The sequence below is a fragment of the Hymenobacter sp. BT188 genome (assembly GCF_014333585.1).
Taxonomy (GTDB): Bacteria; Bacteroidota; Bacteroidia; order Cytophagales; family Hymenobacteraceae; genus Hymenobacter.
This window is the reverse complement of record NZ_JACSCW010000002.1, coordinates 187,479-206,988: the sequence shown is the minus strand read 5'-3', so window position 1 is coordinate 206,988 and position 19,510 is coordinate 187,479. Positions and strand designations below refer to the sequence as shown.

Sequence of the window (19,510 nt, the reverse complement as noted above, 5' to 3'; positions counted from 1 at the left end):
GCGCCGAGACGCGAAGTGTCGCGTCTCTACAGGCTGGGTGTTCAAGAAACTGCTATAAAACAGCCTTATTTGCCCCCCAATAGACATACTCAACTTCGGCGGAAACTTTCGGCCTGCCGGCGTGGTATTGCCTAACACGTAGTAGCCCGACCGGAGAACCATCCGGCCGGGCTTCTACCTTTGCCTCCCTCCTAGCCTTCTCTGTCTTTTGAAAGTCACCGACTTCCTCCAGTTATACCGCCTCGATCCCACTGTCATGACCGTGGCGGCCCGCCTGAATCCGGCCACCGCCCGGTCGTTGCGCGCTACGGGTGAGCCCGCGCCCGATGGGCCAACGCGCATTCATCTGCGCGGCTTGGTGGGTAGCCAGGACGCTGTGCTGGCTGCGGCTGCGCATACGCTGTATCTTGAGCAGCACCACTTGTTTGTGCTCCACGATAAGGACGAGGCCAGCTACTTCCTGGCCGACTTACAGCACCTATTGCCGGATGAGGACCCACTCATTTTCCCCAGTTCCTACAAGCGGCCGTATCAGTTCGACGAGACGGAAAACGCCAATGTGCTCATGCGGGCCGAGGTGCTGAACCGCCTCAGCAGCAGCCGCAGTGGCGCGGCCGTGGGCGCAAATGGCAAAGCCTCGAAAGCGGAAGTGCGTGGCGAGCTGATTGTGACCTACCCGGAGGCGCTTTTTGAGAAAGTTATCAACAAGAAAAGCCTAGTTGCCAACACTTTCCTGGTGAAAGTGGGCGAGAAGCTCGATGTCAACTTTATCAGCGAGATGCTGTCGGAGTACGACTTCGAGCGGACTGACTTTGTGTATGAGGCCGGCCAGTTTGCCGTGCGCGGCGGTATCGTGGACATTTTCAGCTACGCTAATGAGCTGCCGTACCGGATAGAGCTGTTCGGGGATGAGGTCGAGACGATTCGGACGTTTAACCCGGAGACGCAGCTGTCGGTGGAGCAGAAGCCGCAGGTGAGCATTATTCCGAACGTGCAAACCAAGCTGTTGCAGGAAACCCGGGAGGCGTTTCTGGACTTTATGCCGCGCAATACGGCGCTGTGGATAAAGGACGTGCGCCAGACCATTGACATTGTCGGGGAGTCGTTTGAGAAGGCCGATCAGGGATTTCAGGAGATGCTGCAATCGGCGGGCGGTATGCAGATTGTGAGCCGGCCGGAGGATCTGTTTGAGTCGGGGAAGTCGTTTAAGAAGCTACTGGAGAACTTCGCTGTGGTGGAGTTTGGCAAGCGGTTCAGCTTTAAGAACGCTGAGGATTTTCAGTTTTCGGCCCGGCCCCAGCCAAGCTTTAATAAAGACTTTGAGCGCCTGGTAAAAAACCTCCGCGAAAACCAGCAGAAGGGCTTTACCTGCATTATTGCGGCCGACTCGGTGCGGCAGGCCGACCGGCTGCGCACTATTTTCGACGAACTTGACAACAACGTAACCTTCCAGCACATGCTGCTGGCCTTGCGCGAGGGCTTTATTGATGAAATCCTCAACCTGACCGTGTACACCGACCATCAGCTGTTTGAGCGGTTTTATCGGGCCCAGGAAGCGCGCAAGTTTTCCAAGAAAAAGGCGCTTACCCTCAAGGAGCTACGCACGCTTTCGCCCGGCGACTACGTGACCCATCAAGATTACGGCATCGCGCGCTTTGCGGGCCTTACCCAGGTGGAGATAAATGGGCACTTGCAGGAGGCCATCCGGCTGGTGTACCGCGACGACGACGTGCTGACTGTGAGTATTCACGCCCTGCACAAGATTGCCAAGTACTCCGGGGCCGAGGGCACGCCGCCCACCATGAGCAAGCTGGGCTCGCCGGAGTGGGAAAACAAGAAGAAGTCGGTAAAGAAGAAGGTAAAGGACATTGCCGCCGAGCTGATTCGGCTATACGCCAAGCGCAAAACGGCCCCCGGCCACGCCTTTGCCAAGGACAGCTTTATGCAGGCTGAGCTGGAATCGAGCTTTATCTATGAAGACACGCCCGACCAGGCCAAGGCTACCGAGGACGTGAAGCGCGACATGGAAGTGCCGCACCCCATGGACCGCCTCATTTGCGGCGACGTGGGTTTTGGCAAGACCGAAATAGCCATTCGGGCGGTGTTTAAGGCCGTGGCCGATGGCAAGCAGGCGGCCGTGCTGGTGCCGACTACCATTCTGGCCATGCAGCACTACAAAACCTTCCGCGAGCGGCTCGCCAACCTGCCCGTGACGGTGGAGTACGTAAACCGCTTCAAGACCACCAAGCAGATAAAGGAAACCCTAGCCCGCGTGGCCGAGGGCAAAACCGACATTCTCATTGGTACGCACCGGCTCACGAATAAGGACATCAAGTTCAAGGACCTGGGTATTCTGGTGATTGACGAAGAGCAGAAGTTTGGGGTAAAAACCAAGGACAAGCTAAAGGAGCTGAAGGTGAACGTGGATACGCTCACGCTCTCGGCGACGCCCATTCCGCGCACCCTGCACTTTTCGCTGATGGGCGCCCGCGACCTGAGCGTGATTGCCACGCCGCCGCCCAACCGCCAGCCCGTGCAAACAGAGCTACACGTGTTCGATGAGTTGCTGATCAGAGACGCGGTGGCCCGCGAAATCAAGCGTGGGGGGCAAATTTTCTTGGTGCACAACCGCGTGAAGGACATTGAGGAAATGGCGGCCATGGTGCTGCGCCTCGTGCCCGACGCCCGCATCACCTATATACATGGGCAGATGGAGGGCGACTTGCTGGAGAAGCGCATGATGAAGTTTATCGACGGCGAATACGACGTGCTGGTGAGCACCAACCTCATCGAGTCGGGCCTGGATATTCCCAATGCCAACACCATTATTATTAACCGCGCCCACCTCTTTGGCCTGAGCGACCTGCACCAGATGCGGGGCCGCGTGGGGCGCTCCAACAAGAAGGCGTTCTGCTACCTGCTCACCCCGCCTGTAGCTACCCTACCCTCCGACGCCCGCAAGCGCCTGAGCACGCTGGAAGAGTTCTCGGACCTGGGCGCGGGCTTCAACGTGGCCATGCGCGACCTCGACATTCGCGGGGCCGGCAACCTGCTGGGGGGCGAACAGAGCGGCTTTATCAATGATCTGGGCTTCGAGACCTACCACCAGATTCTGGACGACGCGGTGACGGAGCTGAAGGAAACCGAGTTCCGCGACCTGTTTTTGGGCGACACCACCGGCCGCCTCCAGGAAGCGGCCGGCACCAAAGGCCCCAAGGAGTGCAACATAGAGACGGACCTGCAAATCCTGATTCCGGATAGCTACGTGAGCAGCGTATCGGAGCGCTTGCAGCTCTACTCCAAGCTGGATAGGGTGAAAAGCCCCGAGGAGCTGCGCAAAATCGTGGCTGGCATCGTGGACCGCTTTGGCCCCCTACCGCCCGAAGTAGAGCAGCTGGCCGACATCGTGCGCCTGCGCTGGCAGGCTTGCCACGTGGGCTTCGAGAAGCTGACGCTGAAGAAGAATCTGCTGAAAGGCTACATCTCGGCCACCGACAACGAGGCCTACTTCCAGGGCGAAACCTTCGGTAACATCGTCAGCTACGTGCAAACCCACACCCGCACCGCCTCCATGAAGGAGCGCAAGGAACAGCTCATCGTCAGCATCGAGGAGGTGAAAAGCGTGCAGGCCGCCAAGCGGATTCTGAGTGAGTTGGGCAGTGAGGAGAAAGTTGGAGTGTAGAGTTACACATGCGAGCATAAAAAAAGGCCCCTATGGTGTAGGGGCCTTTTTTTATGCTCGCATGTTCTATAAGCCTTTAATGAAATTAAATACAGATTTAAAATTTTCGGCAGTTGCACTATTTAAATTTGCCAAAGTAATTTCATTGCCAAATACTTTATCAGAAAAAATCCTAGCTACTAATTCCTTAGTGCTATGTCTGCTAACGGCTTTACCTAAAGCCTCGCCTTCATGTTGCTCAATTTCTGGAACAGCTAATTTAAAATCTTCTATTGCAAACATATCTTCAATTCCATCCATACCTTTTAGAATGTGTATTTTATCTTTCATCTCTTCTTCTAGAGGGAAAAATTTCTTTTTAATATTAGCAACTTCTCTTTTAGTACCTTTTTCATCAAAGACCATCAGCCAATCTAATCCCCAGCCCATACACAACTCCATAAGCAAATGAGCATTGGAGGCTCCCATCGCTGGCAGAAAATAAATATTATCACTAATATTATGCAAATACATAAATGATTTAAAGTAATAGTAATCAGAAATACCTTCAACTATAACATTCTTCCCTCCCATAGATGGACTGAAGGAATTCCTCATATCTAATCCAATAGCATCAATTATTGGCTTTAATGCATCGTGGGCTTTACCATTAGCGTTTGTTGTTAATTTTTCTACTTTAGTACCTTCATTTGTATTAATAATTAATCTTATCCTATGAAGTTTATTAGAATCTATCAAATAAGGTGAATGAGTAGAATATATAATTTGATTTTTTTCTGCTAAATCTTCAAATACGGACATCATATCAGATTGTGCCTTTGAGTGTAAATGAAGTCCAGGTTCATCAAAAAGAATAATAAGGCCATCTTTACGCTTGTCTTCAGCAACTAAATGCAGATAAAACGATAGGAACCACTTAAATCCTTGGCTTCTCTTGTTAGGCTCTAGTAGCTCACCAGATTTTGTTTCAACAAAAAATTTAAAATAAGCAGCATTAGGGCCGCTTCCTTGGAAATGCAGCGTATGTATAATAGCACCATTTTCATTGCCGATTCTTTGCTTCCATCGTTGATTAAAATTCGCGGTAATAGTCTTTCTAAAAAAATCTTGCTTTTGAACTCGCTTATTATCTACTAAAGCGTCAAACTCAACCAAATCTGTATCTAAAATCTTCTCTATATTCTTGACAGCTTGAAAACCTTTAGCTTTTTCATTCTGACTTTTTAAATCTGAAACGAGAATTGTATCAGGCAATAAATCACAAAAATCATCAAACATAATTATATGAGGTGCAATTTTGTGCACCTCTGGCGCCAAATCATAAGAAAGATCCATTGCCGTATACTCTAGTTCAAAAAACTTCTTGTTTGATTTTCTATTATTCTCTCTTAGTTTAATGCCTTTAAAATTTTTAAGCACTTGTGCATCATTTTCTAAGTCAGTATCTTTTAAAATCTCAACCCATTTTTCAAGTTCTATAAAAGTTTCTCCGAAGAAACTCAAATTTGGCTTAATATTACTTCCTTCGCATTTAATATGTATATTCTTGATTTTTTCAAAAAAGTAAAGAACGAAATCATTATAAAATTCATCGCTCCAATATATTTTTGCTTTTGCGTTAAAATTACTGTCTGCTGATTTGTCAAATACACATTCAACAATTGGTTGTTTAAAAGGCTCATCGTCTCTTTTTGCCTCTTCATCAAAATTCCTTTGTTCGTAATCTTTTAATGCTTGTAAAAGAGAGCTTTTACCAGATTCATTTTGCCCAGCTATAACAGTAATCCCATCTGAGGGAGACAAGTAACATTCTTTACTATCAATTATAGATTTGTAGTTATAAACACGAAAGGAGACAAGCTTCATAAAATTTATGTCGTTAAAAAGTGAGATTAAGCGACAAGTTAGAGCATATTTTCACTTCATACTAACCAACCTATTGCTTGTTAATGGGATTAATAAGTAGCTCTTAAATACAAGTAAAAGTCTTAACTATTTTCTCCTTGCTGTCCCCTATTCTCCGGGTGCCTATGATCTATCTTCTCCTTGAATCTTCGTTTCCACTTTTAGCAGCCACAGGTATGATGTAAAATACAAATTGGAGACTAGCCACTCGTCCGGCCCTAACTAAAAGTATCCCCTCCCGCCTACTTCCCTACTGCAAAAGCTGACGGCCCTGCGTAACTTCGGTTTCGGGGGCTTCGGTCGCCTCCGCCCCCGGTTGCAGCCCCCAGCGTAGCGTCGCGATGCCCTTCCCTCCGATTGAACCCGCCGTAGCGGCGCTCCTCCAGCAACTCAGCGCCCCCGATGCCCTGCCGCCCACGGTGGCGGGCCTGCCTCCCCGCCTGCTCTCCATCCACGACCACCGCCTGAGCGAAGAGGAAGCGGCCAGCGCCAGCATCAGCTTCCCCACCCTCGCCTCTCTCCAGGACTACCGCTTCTACCGCAGCGAAGAAGACAAATTCATCACGCTGCTGGCTGCCCTCTTCCGCACCACCGAGGTCGTGAGCTACGAATTGCCCCCCAGCGCCCCCGCCCATCCCCTGGAAACCTGGCCCCACCTGATTGAGCTCACCACCGCGGGCCTGCGGGAACAGCAGCCGTTTGTGTTCTATATCCGCCGCTACCACCTGCTACTGGCCAGCGCGCCCGCTCTGGCGGTGGCCGTGTATTTTCTGGAGCTCCGGCACGAGGCGGCGTTCAGGAAGCTGGCGCGGGCGTATGGGCTGTATCTGGTGTAGTGGGCGTAAAAAAGCCCCCCAGAGTGGCTCTGGGGGGCTTTCCTATTTATAGGTCTGTAGTAACTAAGCTACTCTACTATTTTGAAAGTGCACCATTAGCATCCAAACGGCCACCAGTTACGGTTCTTCCAGCTAGAGAAGTTGTTGGTACAGCGCTGCTCAGCAGGGCATTCTTTATCTGAGCGGCAGAAGAACCCGGCTTCGCAGCAGCATACAGCGCAGCAGCACCTGTTACATGAGGCGTAGCCATGGAGGTTCCACTGTATGACGAATACGTGTTAAAAGCAGTAGTAGAATTAATACCTGAGCCAGGAGCGCCTAGGTCGACGGTAGTAGCCCCATAGTTCGAAAAGCTCGACTTAGCACCAGTGGAAGTGATGGCAGCTACGGCAATCACATTTGGTACATCATAGTTAGAAGGGAAGCTAGCCACTGCGTCATTGTTGTCACCTACACCATCGCTGCCGCCATTACCAGCCGCCGCAATGAAGAGGATGTTCGCAGCATTGGCGCGCTTAATAGCATCAAGCAAGGCTGACGAGGAGCCGCCGCCGCCCCAAGAGTTGTTGGTAGCCACGATATTAAGCCCATGACGCGTTTTAAGATCTGTGAAATAGTCAACAGCCTTAATGGCATTAGCCGTAGTTCCTCCCCGGCGCCCCAGGAATTTCCCAGAAATCATGGTTACACTCCAGTTTACACCAACTACTCCAGTTCCATTGCGCTCAGCACCAATGGTACCCGCTACGTGTGTACCATGGTCGTCAAGGCTGCCACGGGTACCGCCATCATAAATGGTGTTATCGTTGCTGTCAAAATCCCAGCCATCAGTGTCATCTATATAGCCGTTTTTATCATTATCAACACCATCCACTGGGTCGTAGGGATTATCCCACTCATTGGCATCCAGTTCAGGGTGTGTATTCTGGAATCCTTCATCAATGATACCTACATACACGGTATTAGAACCAGTATGATTAGCAGCCCACGCTTCGCCAGCCTGGCTGCCAAATTGGTTAGCTGGGGAGGTCGCATCCCCATACATGCCCCATAGAGAGTTATTGGTGTAATAGGTATCGTTAGAAGTAGCCGTGTGCTGATAGATATAGTTGGGCTCGGCATATTCGATTTCTGGTCCACCCTTCATCTTGCTCATCGCCTCCAAGGCTTGCAGAGGCGTATGCACCACCATCAAACCTTCTTTCTCCCCCGCCCTCTCCATGGCTTTGGTCAGAATTTTCTCCGACACTTTGCCGCTGATGCGAGCCAGTGCGTTGGCCTTGGCCTCTTCTGAAACCCCAGCCTTGAACTTCACTAGCAGTTCATTGGCCACATAATCGCGGCCCGGCTCGCCCTGAGCATCGGCCAATTGGCTTTGCGTGGTAGGCTCGTCTTGAATCTTGTCGAGGCTGCTTTCGCAACCAGCCAGAAAAACAGCAGATAGCAAACCGCCCACTAGTAGTGGCTTGCTGAATACGGCCATGTGTTTGTGTTTCATAGGGAGAAGTAGTAGAGGTTAAACCATTGTTTTACAAGCGCTTTTGACGAAGAATAGGAAGCTACGAATTTGTTTCTACTGATTCAAGAAGAAGTATAACTAAATCGCCTTGCTGTAGAATTTTCGTTGTTAAGAGACAAGCTTACAGGCATAGTGCTCTTTGGTGTAGATACTCAGCTTTGTAAATCACTTCTACTTACCAAGCAGTGCTTAAAAAGTCAGGCACAGGCTAGACCACAAAAAAGCCCCACCGATATGGTGAGGCTTTTTGTTTCAATATGACTGGCAGCAAGCTGCCTTCCACGATAAGCTAATCAGACTTAGAAACCACTTACATTCAAGCGGCCGCCAGTTACTGTTTTGCCAGATAGCGAAGGCGTTGCTGTTGCGCTATTCAGGATAGCCGCTTTGATTTGAGCTGCTGTGGCACTTGGATTGGAGGCAGCATACAAAGCCGCGCCGCCCGATACGTGGGGAGTAGCCATGGAAGTGCCATTGTACGACGAATATGTGTTGTATGCCGTGGTTGACCAGATACCGGAGCCAGGAGCGCCGATGTCAACGGTAGTAGCACCAAAGTTGGAGAAGCTCGACAGTCCACCCGTTGAGGTGATAGCAGCTACTGCAATTACGTTAGCCTGGGGCAGGTTGGAAGGGAAGCTTGCTACGGCGTCGTTGTTGTCGCCTACACCGTCGCTGCCGCCGTTGCCGGCTGCCGCGATGAAGAGAATATTGGCCGTGTTGGCGCGGTCGACAGCATCAGAGAGGGCTTGCGAGAAGCCGCCGCCACCCCAGGAGTTATTGCTAGCCACGATGTTCATGCCGTGGCGGGTCTTCAAATCATTCAGGTAGTCAACGGCTTTCACAGCATTAGCTGTAGTTCCGCCCCGACGACCCAGGAATTTGCAGGAAATCATGGTCACGTTCCAGTTCACACCAGCTACCCCAGCGCTATTGTTCGCCTTGGCCCCAATGGTACCGGCTACGTGCGTGCCGTGGTCATCAGAGCTGCCACGCGTGGTGCCGTCATACACGCTGTTATTGTTGCCATCAAAATCCCAGCCGTGGATATCATCAATGTAGCCATTGCCGTCGTTGTCAACGCCATCAGCCGCATCATACGGGTTAGTCCAGACCTGGCCAGCCAAATCAGGGTGGTCAAATTGTACGCCTTCGTCGATGATACCGATTACTACACTAGCTGAGCCGGTGTGGCCCGCAGCCCAAGCAGTGGAAGCCTGGCTACCAAATGAGTTGCCATCAACGCCCCACAGCGAGCCATTGGCGACGTAAGTGTCGTTAGTGGCCGCGGCGTGCTGATAGATATAGTTGGGCTCAGCAAACTCGATTTCTGGTCCGCCTTTCATCTTGCTCATCGCCTCCAAGGCTTGCAGAGGCGTATGCACCACCATCAAACCTTCTTTCTCCCCCGCTCTTTCCATGGCTTTAGTCAGAATCTTCTCCGACACTTTGCCGCTGATGCGAGCCAGCGCATTGGCCTTGGCCTCTTCCGACAGGCCTGGCTTAAACTTCACTAGCAGCTCGTTGGCTACATAGTCGCGGCCCGATTCGCCTTGGGCATCCGACTGGCTTTGTGCCGTGGTGGGCTCGTCCTGAATCTTATCGAGGCTGCTTTCGCAGCTGCTCAATACAAAAGCTGACAGTACACTGGCCGCGAACAATGATTTTGCGGGGAGGGAGAAGTTGTTCAGTTTCATGAAAAAGGGTTAGGGTGATGTGGGAGAAAAACAGGGAATGGCCCTCTGAGAAATCAGGGGTGATAAATCGTCCAATAATCCGGAGGGACTTTCCTGAGTACCAAGTTTTGTAAAAAATCTGGTATTAAAAAGGAAACTTATATCAAAACAGTGACATTGACCTTTAAAATATCTTATTTGTTTTATCTTGCTCTTAATCAGATGGTAGCACTTTATTTTGTGTTTGTCTTATTACTAACATCATCAAATAAATCTGATTATTTGTGACATATATAAATCTATATATTATTAAACAGGATAGGCTTATCTTTATAAAGCCGCCACACCTCGGCCATAGCATAGCGGTCAGCCTACCTATGTTTAGTATAAACAGCTAAAAAAGCCCCCTAGCCTACTTCAGCACTTTGGCATCATGCACTATTTTGCCCCCCACTATGGTCAGCAGGCTGGTGGTTTTGGGCAACTCAGGTGGCGGCACCGCAAAAATATCCTGCGACAGCACGACCAGATCAGCGAGTTTGCCTACGGCTAATGTGCCTTTGTCCTTTTCCGCAAACTCGGCATAGGCTGAGCCAGCCGTATAAGCCTGTACAGCCTGCTGGCTGGTAATGGCCTCCGCTGGGTTGGCCGGGTCGATAACGGCAAACATGATGTTCAGGAAGGGATTCATAGGTCCGTCGGAGCCCAAGGCTACGGGTACGCCCGCCGCCAGCAACGAGCGCAAGGGCTGCATCTTGTTGCCCCAGCGGGCCCCGAATAGCGCCGGCTCGGAGAAGTGCGTCGGGTTTTGAACCACTACCACGCCCAAGCGCCTGGCGCGGGGTATCAGGTCGCCGACAACGCCGTCGCCGTGCTCGATGCGGACGCGCCGAGCGGGCCAGTTTACGTTGGTATCATTGGCTTCGAGGGCATTAAGGACCACTTCAGCGGCCCGGTCGCCGGCGCAATGGAAGAGCATGGGTTGTTTCCAGTCGAGGCCCTCCTGCACCATCTTGGCCACTTCATCTTCTTTGAAGTTGAGCTCTCCTTTCCAGTTGGGCCGGTCGCGGTAGGCCGTGCGCAGGGCGGCGCCCCGCTCGTAGGGCGTACCATCCAGCACCCATTTCAGGCCGCTTACCTGCACGCGGGGGCCAAGCTTAGGCATAGGCGGCGTAATTAGCTTGCGCAGCTCGGTTGTTTCGCGTCCCTGGGGCGTGGTGAGCGGAAACGGGCGCGCATGTACCCGCACCGGCAGATTAGCCTGGGTGAGTAAGCGCACAAACCGGTCGATAGGCATGGTGGAAAACAGCTGCACGGTGGTAATACCGTAGCTGGCGGCTTCGGCCGCCATGGCGCGCAGGGCCCGAATGGCGGTGGTATCAGGCACCTGCGCGGCCAGCACTAGATTAGAGCGCCACTCAGCGTACTCGTGCATGCGGCCATTGAGCTCGCGCGAGCCTGTTACGCGTGCAAATTTGCCCCCCAGCGGGTCGGGCTGCTCTACATCGAGTTGCAGGAGTGGCAGCGCCTTGGTGTTGGCAATGTGCCCGTGCCCGTAGAAAGCGCCGAGCAGTACAGGATGGTTGGGCGCCAGTACATCGAGGGCGGCGCGGGTTACAAGAGGGTCGAGCACTACTTTGGAGCCCACGGTGCCGAAAATCCAGGTGCCGGCCGGGGCTTTCTGGGTTGCTGCCCGAATGGCTTGGCTGGTTTCTTCCCAAGTGGGCTCCATACTGGTGAAGGCCAGCCGAAACCCAGCCGGCATAGGGTCAAAGTGGTTGTGGGCATCGTTGAAGCCCGGCGTAACTACGCGCCCCTGCAAGTCAATGCGGCGGGTTTTGGGCCCGGCCAGTTTACTTACTTCTGCCACCGTACCCACGGCTATGATTCGCTCACCCCGGACGGCCAGCGCCTCCGCCGACGGCCGCGCAGTGTCGGCGGTAAAGATCTTGCCGTTCAGCAGTACCATATCGGCCCGCGCTGATTGCCCCTGTGCCCTCAGTTCCAGCCCTAATACCAACCCAATCAACAGTAGCATGTGCTTCATTGGATAGCTCCTCCAGCAGCTGTAAGAGGCAGCGGCGTTGCTGCTTCCTTAATAGGAAGATAAATATTTTGGATGACATATATTTAGGAGGCAGAAAAAGCCCCCCGGCAGTTATTTAATCTACATAGTCTGTATCTGCTGGGGGCTTTTTTCAGGTTTTTGTATCTTGATAGTCATCTACTTAATTCATTGATTAGCCACTCTTATATCTATCCGTGATGTATTCTAAAAAGACAGCCTTACAGCACTTGTATTTGGTAACCGGGTGCTTACTGGTAGCCGACTTGCTACCGAGATGGCAAGAGTCGTGGTTTGTGGCCGAGAGCGGCAACTTCAGCACCAGCATTATTGTCAGCCTGGTGTTGGTGATTGGCTTATTTAAGCGCTGGCGAAATGCGTTTTACCTTATGCTGGGCTGGCTGGTTTTGCGCCTATGCTTCAGCGCCATTGTCTTGTATAATAATCTAGGCAACGACGATCCTATTGTGGGGCATCTGCTCACCAATACCCTCAACCTGGCGGCCCTGGGCATTCTGTGCTGCTCCAGTGACCTAAAGCGCTACCTGAATGACAGGCCGCAGGATGTAGTACAGCAAGCAGGACCTACGCATGAAAAAGCCGCTGGTCGGTCAGACCAAGCGGCTTTTTAGGTTCATTTCATTTGGGTGAAGCGAGCTTTGCCCACACCCTATCAGGTAAATACGTGCCCGTGCTTTGTGGGCCGAATATTCTGGTTTACCCGGAACAGGTTGTCGGGGTCATATTTGTTTTTGACCCTCACCAGATGCTCGTAGTTGATGCCGTAGGTGGCTTTGATGCGCTCCTGGCCTTCCTCCATCATAAAATTGACGTAGGCGCCACCGGCTGAGTATGGGTGCAGCGCATTCCAGTAGGCTTTAGCCCAGTCCGTGATGCGCTGCCGGTTAGCAGGGTCAGCGTCGACGCCCGCAATAACCATCGACCAGGTAGAATGGCGGAAGTTCCAGGCCGTATTTTGGGCGCCCACGCGGGCTGCAGCACCATTTATTGGGTAGAGGTGCATGGTGGAGAGCGAAGTGGGTAGCTCGTAGCCAAACTTCAGGTGTATGTCGATGGCTTCGTCGCTTAGCTCATTTACAAAATCGGCTTTCCAGTACCATTGCAAGCCGGGCGGATACAGGCCATCAAACATGCTTTGCAGCGTGGGCAGCGGCAACGGTCCTACCAGATCCAGGGCCGGTGGGCGGAAGCTACGAATTGGCTCAAACGTTTTTTCGACTTGCTCTGGCGTTCCGGTGTAGCACCATACTATCCCGCACATCGTTTGCCCCCACAAATGCTTAGGAAACGGCGGGGCGGACGGCACCGACAGAAACGCGAAGAACCCATTTATATACTCGGGAGCTTTCTGGATGAAGGTGCGGTACCACTGCATTATGGTTCGGGCCTCGCTCATGGGCCAAAGCATGGGCCCGCCATACACCATACTGATACGGTGCAGGCGAAACAAGAAGGACGTAACGACGCCGAAGTTGCCGCCCCCGCCCCGCAAACCCCAAAATAAGTCCGGATTCTGCGTAGCCGAGGCTTTCACAAAGCTGCCATCGGCCAGCACCACATCGGCTTCCAGCATATTATCGATGGAGAGGCCGCAATGGCGGGTGAGATGGCCCAATCCGCCGCCCAGCGTAATGCCCCCCACCCCGGTAGTGGACACGATGCCACTAGGCAAGGCCAGCCCAAATGCGTGGGTAGCGTGGTCTACGTCGCCGAGGGTGCAGCCAGCATCTACCAGCGCAGTGCGTTCCACGGGGTCTACATGGACGCCTTTCATGTGGCTCAGGTCAATCACCAGTCCCTTGTCGCACATGCCAAAGCCACCTCCGCTGTGCCCACCGCTTCTTACGGCCACCAACACGTCGTATTCGCGAGCAAAATTCACGGCCGCAATAACATCGGCCACATCCACGCACTGCACGATCATATCAGGATACTTGTCGATCATGCCATTATGTACTTTGCGGGCTTGCTCATAGTCCGCATCCTGCCGCCGAATCAGCTTGCCCCGCACATTCAGGTGGGGCTCCGCAATGAGTTCTTCCGTTAGCATGGCGTATTACTTATAAAAGAATGGGATAACGAATCGTCGCCCACAGGCACTTTAGGCGCTGGAGCGGAAGCTTACTTCCGAGAACCGGGGGGCTTTTTTTAGATGCGTTCCCAGGTTTTTAGTGGGTGGTGTTCGGAGTTTATTTGAAACTAGCTGCTCAGCTTATAAAGTAGCTTGGCAAGTGAAAAACGACTGATTAAAAGGCGGTCATGCCGAGCGGCGCGAAGCATCTCGCGTGCTGATGCTAGGTTAGTAATCTCACTACCGCTGGCGGGATGCGTCGTCGCTGCTCGGCATGACCGCCTTTTTAAGTCCTTTTGGGCTAATAACCGCGCTACTCAATAAGGCAGACGACAGGCTCATTGCCAGACAAGAAAAACTCTTTTAGAGCAAGGTTGTACTCTACAATCAGGACGCAGGAATACGTATCCAGATGGGTGGAATGAGTACCAAGTGGGTGGTGGGGAGCGAGCCGGGTATCTGTTTGCCTGCGGCTGCCCCCACGGAATATACCAATAGGGTTCCATGGTCGTACATGTGAGAAGCAGGCTACTACAATTTAACACTTTACCATCAATTAATTGCACTGGAGAAGCTGGTATTTGCTCCAGCAGTGCCAGCAAGCCAGGTTTGGCAGCTGACGGGCCTGCTCCATTCTGCCATCGAGAATCATCCCTATGACTAAAGTATAATCACTATATTTAAGTAAAGCGGAGGTGTCATTCCCGCTCTGCCAGGAGATGAAACGACGTACTTTTCTTTCCTTACCGCTGGTATTGCCCGCGGTACCTATGCTGGCTATGCTGCCGCCGCCCTATTTGCCCCCCAAAGGCATAAAAGTAGATGCCAATAAGGACCGCTTCGATCAAAGCTTCACTTTCCTCGGCGCCCGCTTCGATTTGAAAGTGTCGGGGCAGGATACGGCTGGGGCCATGAGTGTATATGACACTATCCGTTTCGAGAAAACGGGTCCTATGTTGCACAGCCACACCGACCTAGACGAGTGGTTTTTTGTAACGGAGGGCGAGTTTAAGTTTCAGGTGGGCACGGAGCAGTTTCGGCTTAAAGCAGGCGACTCTATGTTGGGGCCACGCAATGTGCCCCATGCTTTTGTCAAGACCAGTGAGGAGCCCGGCCGCATCCTGATTATGCACTTGCCCGCAGGGAGTATGGAGGAGTACTTTCTGCAGGCGCGCCAGTTGAAAAATCCTACACAAGCCGAGCGGGAGGCCTTACTACGCAAGCACAACATGATACCCGCAGGACCGCGCCTCTCGCCGGACTAACGCAGATCGGTTACTTAAGCAAGTTATGTTCAAGGCCCTGCAATCCGATTCTATCACTCTGCACCTCATCAATGAGGATAATCTGGCGGATATATACAGCCTGTTTCAGGGATTCCCCGACTCAAAACCGATGCTGGAGGAGTTGTTTCGGAATTACCTGCCGCGCTACGAGCAAGGCAAGCGGACGAACTTCGGCTTTTATTCCTTCCTGGGCGATGAGCTGGCAGGCATGACGCTGCTGACCGTGGATAGCTGGGAAGAGCGCACCGGCTCGACGGGCGCCGATGTGTTTGAGCACATGCGCGGCCGGGGCGTCACGCCGCGTAGCAAGCCGCACCTGTTTTATCTGGCCTTCGAGTTGCTGGGGCTGAACCGCGTGGCCACGGGCTGCCGAGTCTCGAACCTGTCCTCCAAACACTCGATTGAGAAAACCGTGGGCTTTGAGTTTGAAGGCATCATGCGCGAATCGGGCCGGAATGATGCGGGCGAGTTTGAGGACGAATACCTCTACGCTATTCTGCGGCGCGACTGGCTGCGGCTGTATGATAAGTCGCAGGTGACGGTGCTCCGGTAAGCGTACGGCTACCATAACTTAGGCGGCTACCGCTCTTTCCCGGTTGTATTTGCTGCGGTATTCGTTGGGCGACAAGCCTGTGATACGTTTGAAGGTCGAGCGAAACGCCTTCGGATCAGTGTAGCCGACTTGGTACATCACCTCGTTCACGTTTTCGCGCGACGACTCGAGGCTGGTTTTGGCTGCCTCCATTTTTACCCGCTGGATGTATTCGGCCACCGAGTTGGCGGTGGCTTTCTTGAACCGACGCTCCAGGTTACGGCGCCCTAGGGCCAACATATCGGCCAGCTGGTCCACGGTTATTTTCTCCTGATAGTTATCCTCAATGTATATCTGGGCTTTTCTGATGGGCTCGTCGCCGTGCTCCTTTTGCCCATTGAACACGATAAAAGCCGATTGGCTAACGCGTTCAATATCAATCTGGAAAACTTTGGCGCAGGTAATGGCCATGTCGCGGCCGGCGTATTTTTCTACCAAGTACAACACCAGATTCAGGTAAGAAAAAGCCCCCCCGCTGGAATAAATGCCGTGTTCATCGGTGATCAGCTTATCCTCAACCAGCTTCACCTCCGGAAACATGCGCCGAAAGTCGTTGGCGGCAGCCCAGTGCGTGGTACACTCCCGGCCTTTCAGCAACCCCGTGGAAGCCAAAATAAAGGCCCCCATGCACAGGCTAGCTACCTCAGCCCCGCGGTTATATTGCGCTAGTATCCAGGGAATGAAGGCGCGGTTATTATCCAAGGCCTGCCTTATGTCGCCGTCAATGGCGGGAATAACTACCAAGTCGGTGTGGGCAATGTCCTTAATCTGGGCCTTGGTGTACACCGAGTACATGCCGCCGCACACGGGTGTTTCATCGGCAAGGCCGGCGAGCTGAATGTCGAACAAAGCGGGTTTTCCCATGCGCAGCAGGAGCGCATTTACCTCTGAAAACACTAGGCGCGGGCCTTCGATGCTGCCCAAAATGGCTCCCTTAGGAACCAGTATAGTAATGTGCTTCATGGTAGGTAGGCTAGCTAAGTATAATGTCGCAATTAACCCTGATTTGGTCGCATTTACCCCCGCTACACCGACGCATTTTTTACTAATATTGTTGGCGTGAAGGATATAAACGCCCACTAATTTAGCTAAATAAATTAGTCATCCCACATCGCACCGTCACAGCCTATAATTCACACAAAGTATCCCTCATTCTCCCTTTATGAAAGCTCCCTACCTCAACCCCTACCTCTCTTTTGATGGCAACTGCCGCGAAGCCATGACCTTTTATCAGCAATGCCTGGGCGGCGAGCTGATGATTCAGGAAGTGGCCGGCTCGCCGGCCGCTGAGCACATGCCCGCCAATGCCCAAAACGGTGTACTGCACGCCAGCCTGACCACCGGAGATATTATCATCTTCGGCTCAGACGCTGGGGGGCAAAAAATCACGCGGGGCAACACCGTTTCCTTATCACTCAACTGCAGCAGTGAAGAGGAAATAACGACTTGGTTTCAGAAGCTTGCGGAAGGCGGCAACGTAACAATGCCGCTGGACGACACTTTCTGGGGGGCAAAATTCGGCATGCTCACCGACCGGTTTGGGATGGATTGGTTACTGAACTACGACAAAGAACCCGCACAGCAGTGAGCACCTGGCAATCAAATTCTTTTCCAATACTCGCGAGAACGTGACTGGCCAAGACACCCACCAATAGAGCGGTAAAACCAGCGTCAAGTGCGACCTGCAATTCTCCTTTGTTCCGCTTTCTACTACCTAAGATTATGGACCTAAAACCACGCACCACGATGAAAAAGATGAAGATTATTTACTGGGTTTTCACCGGCCTGCTGGCTGCGCTAATGACGGCTTCCGCCATTCCAAACATTATGAGCTCGCCCGAGAGCGTGGCTTATTTTAAGTTTCTGGGCTACCCGGCTTATCTGCTGCCTTTTCTGGGCGTAGCGAAGGCCTTAGGCGTAATAGCGGTGGTTACGCCCGGCTTCTCACGGCTGAAGGAGTGGGCTTATGCAGGCTTCTTTTTCGATTTGGCGGGCGCTATGTATTCCCACATTGCTATCAGCGTTCCGGTTAGTCAGTGGGCCCCGATGGCTATTGGCTTTATCATCCTGGGCGGTTCGTATACCTATCATCACAAACTGCTGCGGAGCCATGATGCGTCCTCTGCTACCCTGAGAGTAATACGCGAGCAGCCTGAGTTAAAGATGGAAGCCTAGTAATTCGGGCGAGTTAAGGTGTGTAGAGAGTCACTCCTGTGCTAAAAGAACGTCATGGAGAGGCGGAGCCGAACCATCTCGCTCGCGGTACTAAGATTAGTACTCCTACTAAACACGCGAGATGGTTCGGCTCCGCCTCTGCATGACCGCCTTTATTGTAATCGTTCACCCATTCCAGTCTAGTCAAGCAAGATCTCAGAGCCAAAAACAAGAACGGCCACCCTGCATAAGGCGGCCGTTCTTGTTTTTCTTTCGATGCGGTTTAGTCACATACGCCATCGGGCCCGCAGGTAGCGCCGTCGGCTATGAGCGTGGGCTTGGGGTTGCTTTCCTCCCACACTTTTTCCAGCACTTCCAGAAAAACCTCCTTGGGCTGAGCGCCGGATACGGCGTATTTATCGTCGAAGACGAAGAAAGGCACGCCGCGCACGCCAATCTGGCGAGCCTGATACTCGTCGTGGCGCACTTCCTGGGCGTAGGCGTCGGTTTCGAAAAGCTGGGCAACTTCCGTCGCTGGCAATTCTAGCTCGGTGGCGAGTTGGGTAAGCGTGGCGGGGTCATCCACGTTTAGGCCTTCCGTGAAGTATGCGTACAAAATGCGCTCTTTGGCTGCATCCTGGCGACCGTGGACGGCTGCTAGGTGAATGAGGCGATGAGCGTTGAAAGTATTGGCGGGAATGGTTTTGTCGAAGTTGAACTCCAGGCCTACTTCGGCGGCCGTTTGGGCCATCTGGTTATTCATTTGGCGGCCTTGCGCCACCGACATTCCTTTGCGCTCGGCCAGCAGCTCGTGGATGCTTTGGCCGGGAATGGTTTTCATATTGGGGTCCAGTTCGAAGCTGCGCCACTGCACCTGCACATCCTCCTGGGGGGCAAACTCGGCCAACGCCGCTTCAAACTTCCGCTTGCCGATATAGCAGAACGGGCACATGATATCGGACCAGATTTCGACTTTCATATTCAGAGAATAAAGGGAGCAAAAGATAAGTGAGTATAAGCGCGCTGGGGGGCAAAAAGTTTACTTAAGAGACCCTAAACCAACTGCCTCAACTATACACTTCGCTTTTAGCCGCGCGTTTCGGCGTCAATCAAGCGGGCCAAATCCTCTTCGCGGGGCAGGCCGCGCACTAGCTTATTCCCAATCACGAAGCTTGGCACAGCGCTTATACCCAGCTGCTCCGCCTGACGCAGGGCCCGCTGGTGCTGCTCGCGGTAAGTTCGATTTGTAAGAGCCGCCCGAAAAGCTTCAGCATCCAAGCCGACTTCAGTGGCCAAACGAGTAAGCACCTCCACGTCGCCGATATCCTGCTCTTCTTGGAAAAAGGCCGTGAACATGCGGTGCGTATAGGACTCACCCAGACCCTGTTCTTTGGCAAACTGATAGCCCTCAAACGCCAGATGCGTGTGCGGCTGAGGCGATACCTTGGGCAAAACCATGGGCACATTCAGCGCCGCTGCCATCGGGTACACCGATCGGGCCCAGGTGGTTTGCAAATACTCGCCTTCCGGCCGCAGCGTAGGGGTTGGATAGGGCCGCAACTCGAAGGGCATCCACTCCACGCTCACGTCTTTGTCCGCTATTGCGCGGGCCAATACTTGCTCGCCCAGCAGACAGAACGGGCACACGTAATCCGAGAATACTTTGATGGAAATCATACACGTCGAAGCTTTACGATGGGCTG

The 19,510-nt window shown here is 52.7% G+C and carries 15 protein-coding genes; 7 read left to right on the top strand and 8 right to left on the bottom strand.

The window, feature by feature from the left end; all coding sequences use genetic code 11:
• Window positions 1-208: 208 nt before the first annotated feature.
• A complete protein-coding gene (gene mfd, locus H8B13_RS04960) occupies window positions 209-3,682 on the top strand; it encodes a transcription-repair coupling factor (protein ID WP_187309741.1) in 3,474 nt (1,157 codons plus the stop codon).
• A gap of 66 nt (window positions 3,683-3,748) precedes the next feature.
• Here the strand turns inward: mfd and H8B13_RS04955 are convergent, their stop codons facing one another.
• Window positions 3,749-5,548, bottom strand: a complete 1,800-nt coding sequence (locus H8B13_RS04955; RefSeq protein ID WP_187309740.1) for an ATP-dependent nuclease — start codon at window positions 5,546-5,548, stop codon at window positions 3,749-3,751.
• A 380-nt stretch (window positions 5,549-5,928) separates the two neighbouring features.
• Between H8B13_RS04955 and H8B13_RS04950 the strand changes: the two genes are divergently transcribed.
• On the top strand, window positions 5,929-6,423 hold the full coding sequence (locus tag H8B13_RS04950) for a hypothetical protein (RefSeq protein WP_187309739.1): 495 nt from the start codon (window positions 5,929-5,931) through the stop codon (window positions 6,421-6,423).
• A 76-nt stretch (window positions 6,424-6,499) separates the two neighbouring features.
• Here H8B13_RS04950 and H8B13_RS04945 read toward each other — a convergent pair whose 3' ends face one another.
• The 3 genes from H8B13_RS04945 to H8B13_RS04935 all read right to left on the bottom strand — a co-directional run bounded on the left by H8B13_RS04945 (window position 6,500) and on the right by H8B13_RS04935 (window position 11,656).
• Entirely contained in the window at window positions 6,500-7,921 is a 1,422-nt protein-coding gene (locus H8B13_RS04945) for a S8 family peptidase (RefSeq protein WP_187309738.1), read from the bottom strand.
• A gap of 320 nt (window positions 7,922-8,241) precedes the next feature.
• The gene (locus H8B13_RS04940) at window positions 8,242-9,639 is read right to left on the bottom strand and encodes a S8 family peptidase (RefSeq protein ID WP_187309737.1); all 1,398 of its coding nucleotides are present in this window, start codon (window positions 9,637-9,639) and stop codon (window positions 8,242-8,244) included.
• Between the two features lie 391 nt (window positions 9,640-10,030).
• Entirely contained in the window at window positions 10,031-11,656 is a 1,626-nt protein-coding gene (locus H8B13_RS04935) for an amidohydrolase (protein WP_187309736.1), read from the bottom strand.
• 227 nt (window positions 11,657-11,883) lie between these two features.
• Between H8B13_RS04935 and H8B13_RS04930 the strand changes: the two genes are divergently transcribed.
• Window positions 11,884-12,315, top strand: a complete 432-nt coding sequence (locus tag H8B13_RS04930) for a hypothetical protein (protein ID WP_187309735.1) — start codon at window positions 11,884-11,886, stop codon at window positions 12,313-12,315.
• 41 nt (window positions 12,316-12,356) lie between these two features.
• Here the strand turns inward: H8B13_RS04930 and H8B13_RS04925 are convergent, their stop codons facing one another.
• Window positions 12,357-13,754 (bottom strand): FAD-binding oxidoreductase, encoded by a 1,398-nt coding sequence (locus H8B13_RS04925; RefSeq protein WP_187309734.1) that lies wholly within the window; start codon window positions 13,752-13,754, stop codon window positions 12,357-12,359.
• A 740-nt stretch (window positions 13,755-14,494) separates the two neighbouring features.
• Between H8B13_RS04925 and H8B13_RS04920 the strand changes: the two genes are divergently transcribed.
• Window positions 14,495-15,040: a cupin domain-containing protein gene (locus H8B13_RS04920; RefSeq protein ID WP_187309733.1), complete on the top strand. Its 546-nt coding sequence runs from the start codon at window positions 14,495-14,497 to the stop codon at window positions 15,038-15,040.
• Between the two features lie 25 nt (window positions 15,041-15,065).
• Window positions 15,066-15,614, top strand: a complete 549-nt coding sequence (locus H8B13_RS04915; RefSeq protein ID WP_187309732.1) for a GNAT family N-acetyltransferase — start codon at window positions 15,066-15,068, stop codon at window positions 15,612-15,614.
• Between the two features lie 18 nt (window positions 15,615-15,632).
• Here the strand turns inward: H8B13_RS04915 and H8B13_RS04910 are convergent, their stop codons facing one another.
• Window positions 15,633-16,616: a GlxA family transcriptional regulator gene (locus tag H8B13_RS04910; protein ID WP_187309731.1), complete on the bottom strand. Its 984-nt coding sequence runs from the start codon at window positions 16,614-16,616 to the stop codon at window positions 15,633-15,635.
• Window positions 16,617-16,815: 199 nt separating this feature from the next.
• On the opposite strand from H8B13_RS04910, the gene H8B13_RS04905 reads away from it, so the two are divergent.
• Entirely contained in the window at window positions 16,816-17,241 is a 426-nt protein-coding gene (locus H8B13_RS04905; protein ID WP_187309730.1) for a VOC family protein, read from the top strand.
• Window positions 17,242-17,375: 134 nt separating this feature from the next.
• Window positions 17,376-17,828, top strand: coding sequence for a DoxX family protein (locus H8B13_RS04900; protein ID WP_315985105.1), 453 nt, complete (start codon window positions 17,376-17,378; stop codon window positions 17,826-17,828).
• 262 nt (window positions 17,829-18,090) lie between these two features.
• Here the strand turns inward: H8B13_RS04900 and H8B13_RS04895 are convergent, their stop codons facing one another.
• Together H8B13_RS04895 and H8B13_RS04890 are read right to left on the bottom strand one after the other, a co-directional pair.
• On the bottom strand, window positions 18,091-18,786 hold the full coding sequence (locus H8B13_RS04895; protein WP_187309729.1) for a DsbA family oxidoreductase: 696 nt from the start codon (window positions 18,784-18,786) through the stop codon (window positions 18,091-18,093).
• 107 nt (window positions 18,787-18,893) lie between these two features.
• A complete protein-coding gene (locus H8B13_RS04890; RefSeq protein ID WP_187309728.1) occupies window positions 18,894-19,484 on the bottom strand; it encodes a DsbA family protein in 591 nt (196 codons plus the stop codon).
• Window positions 19,485-19,510: the final 26 nt, after the last annotated feature.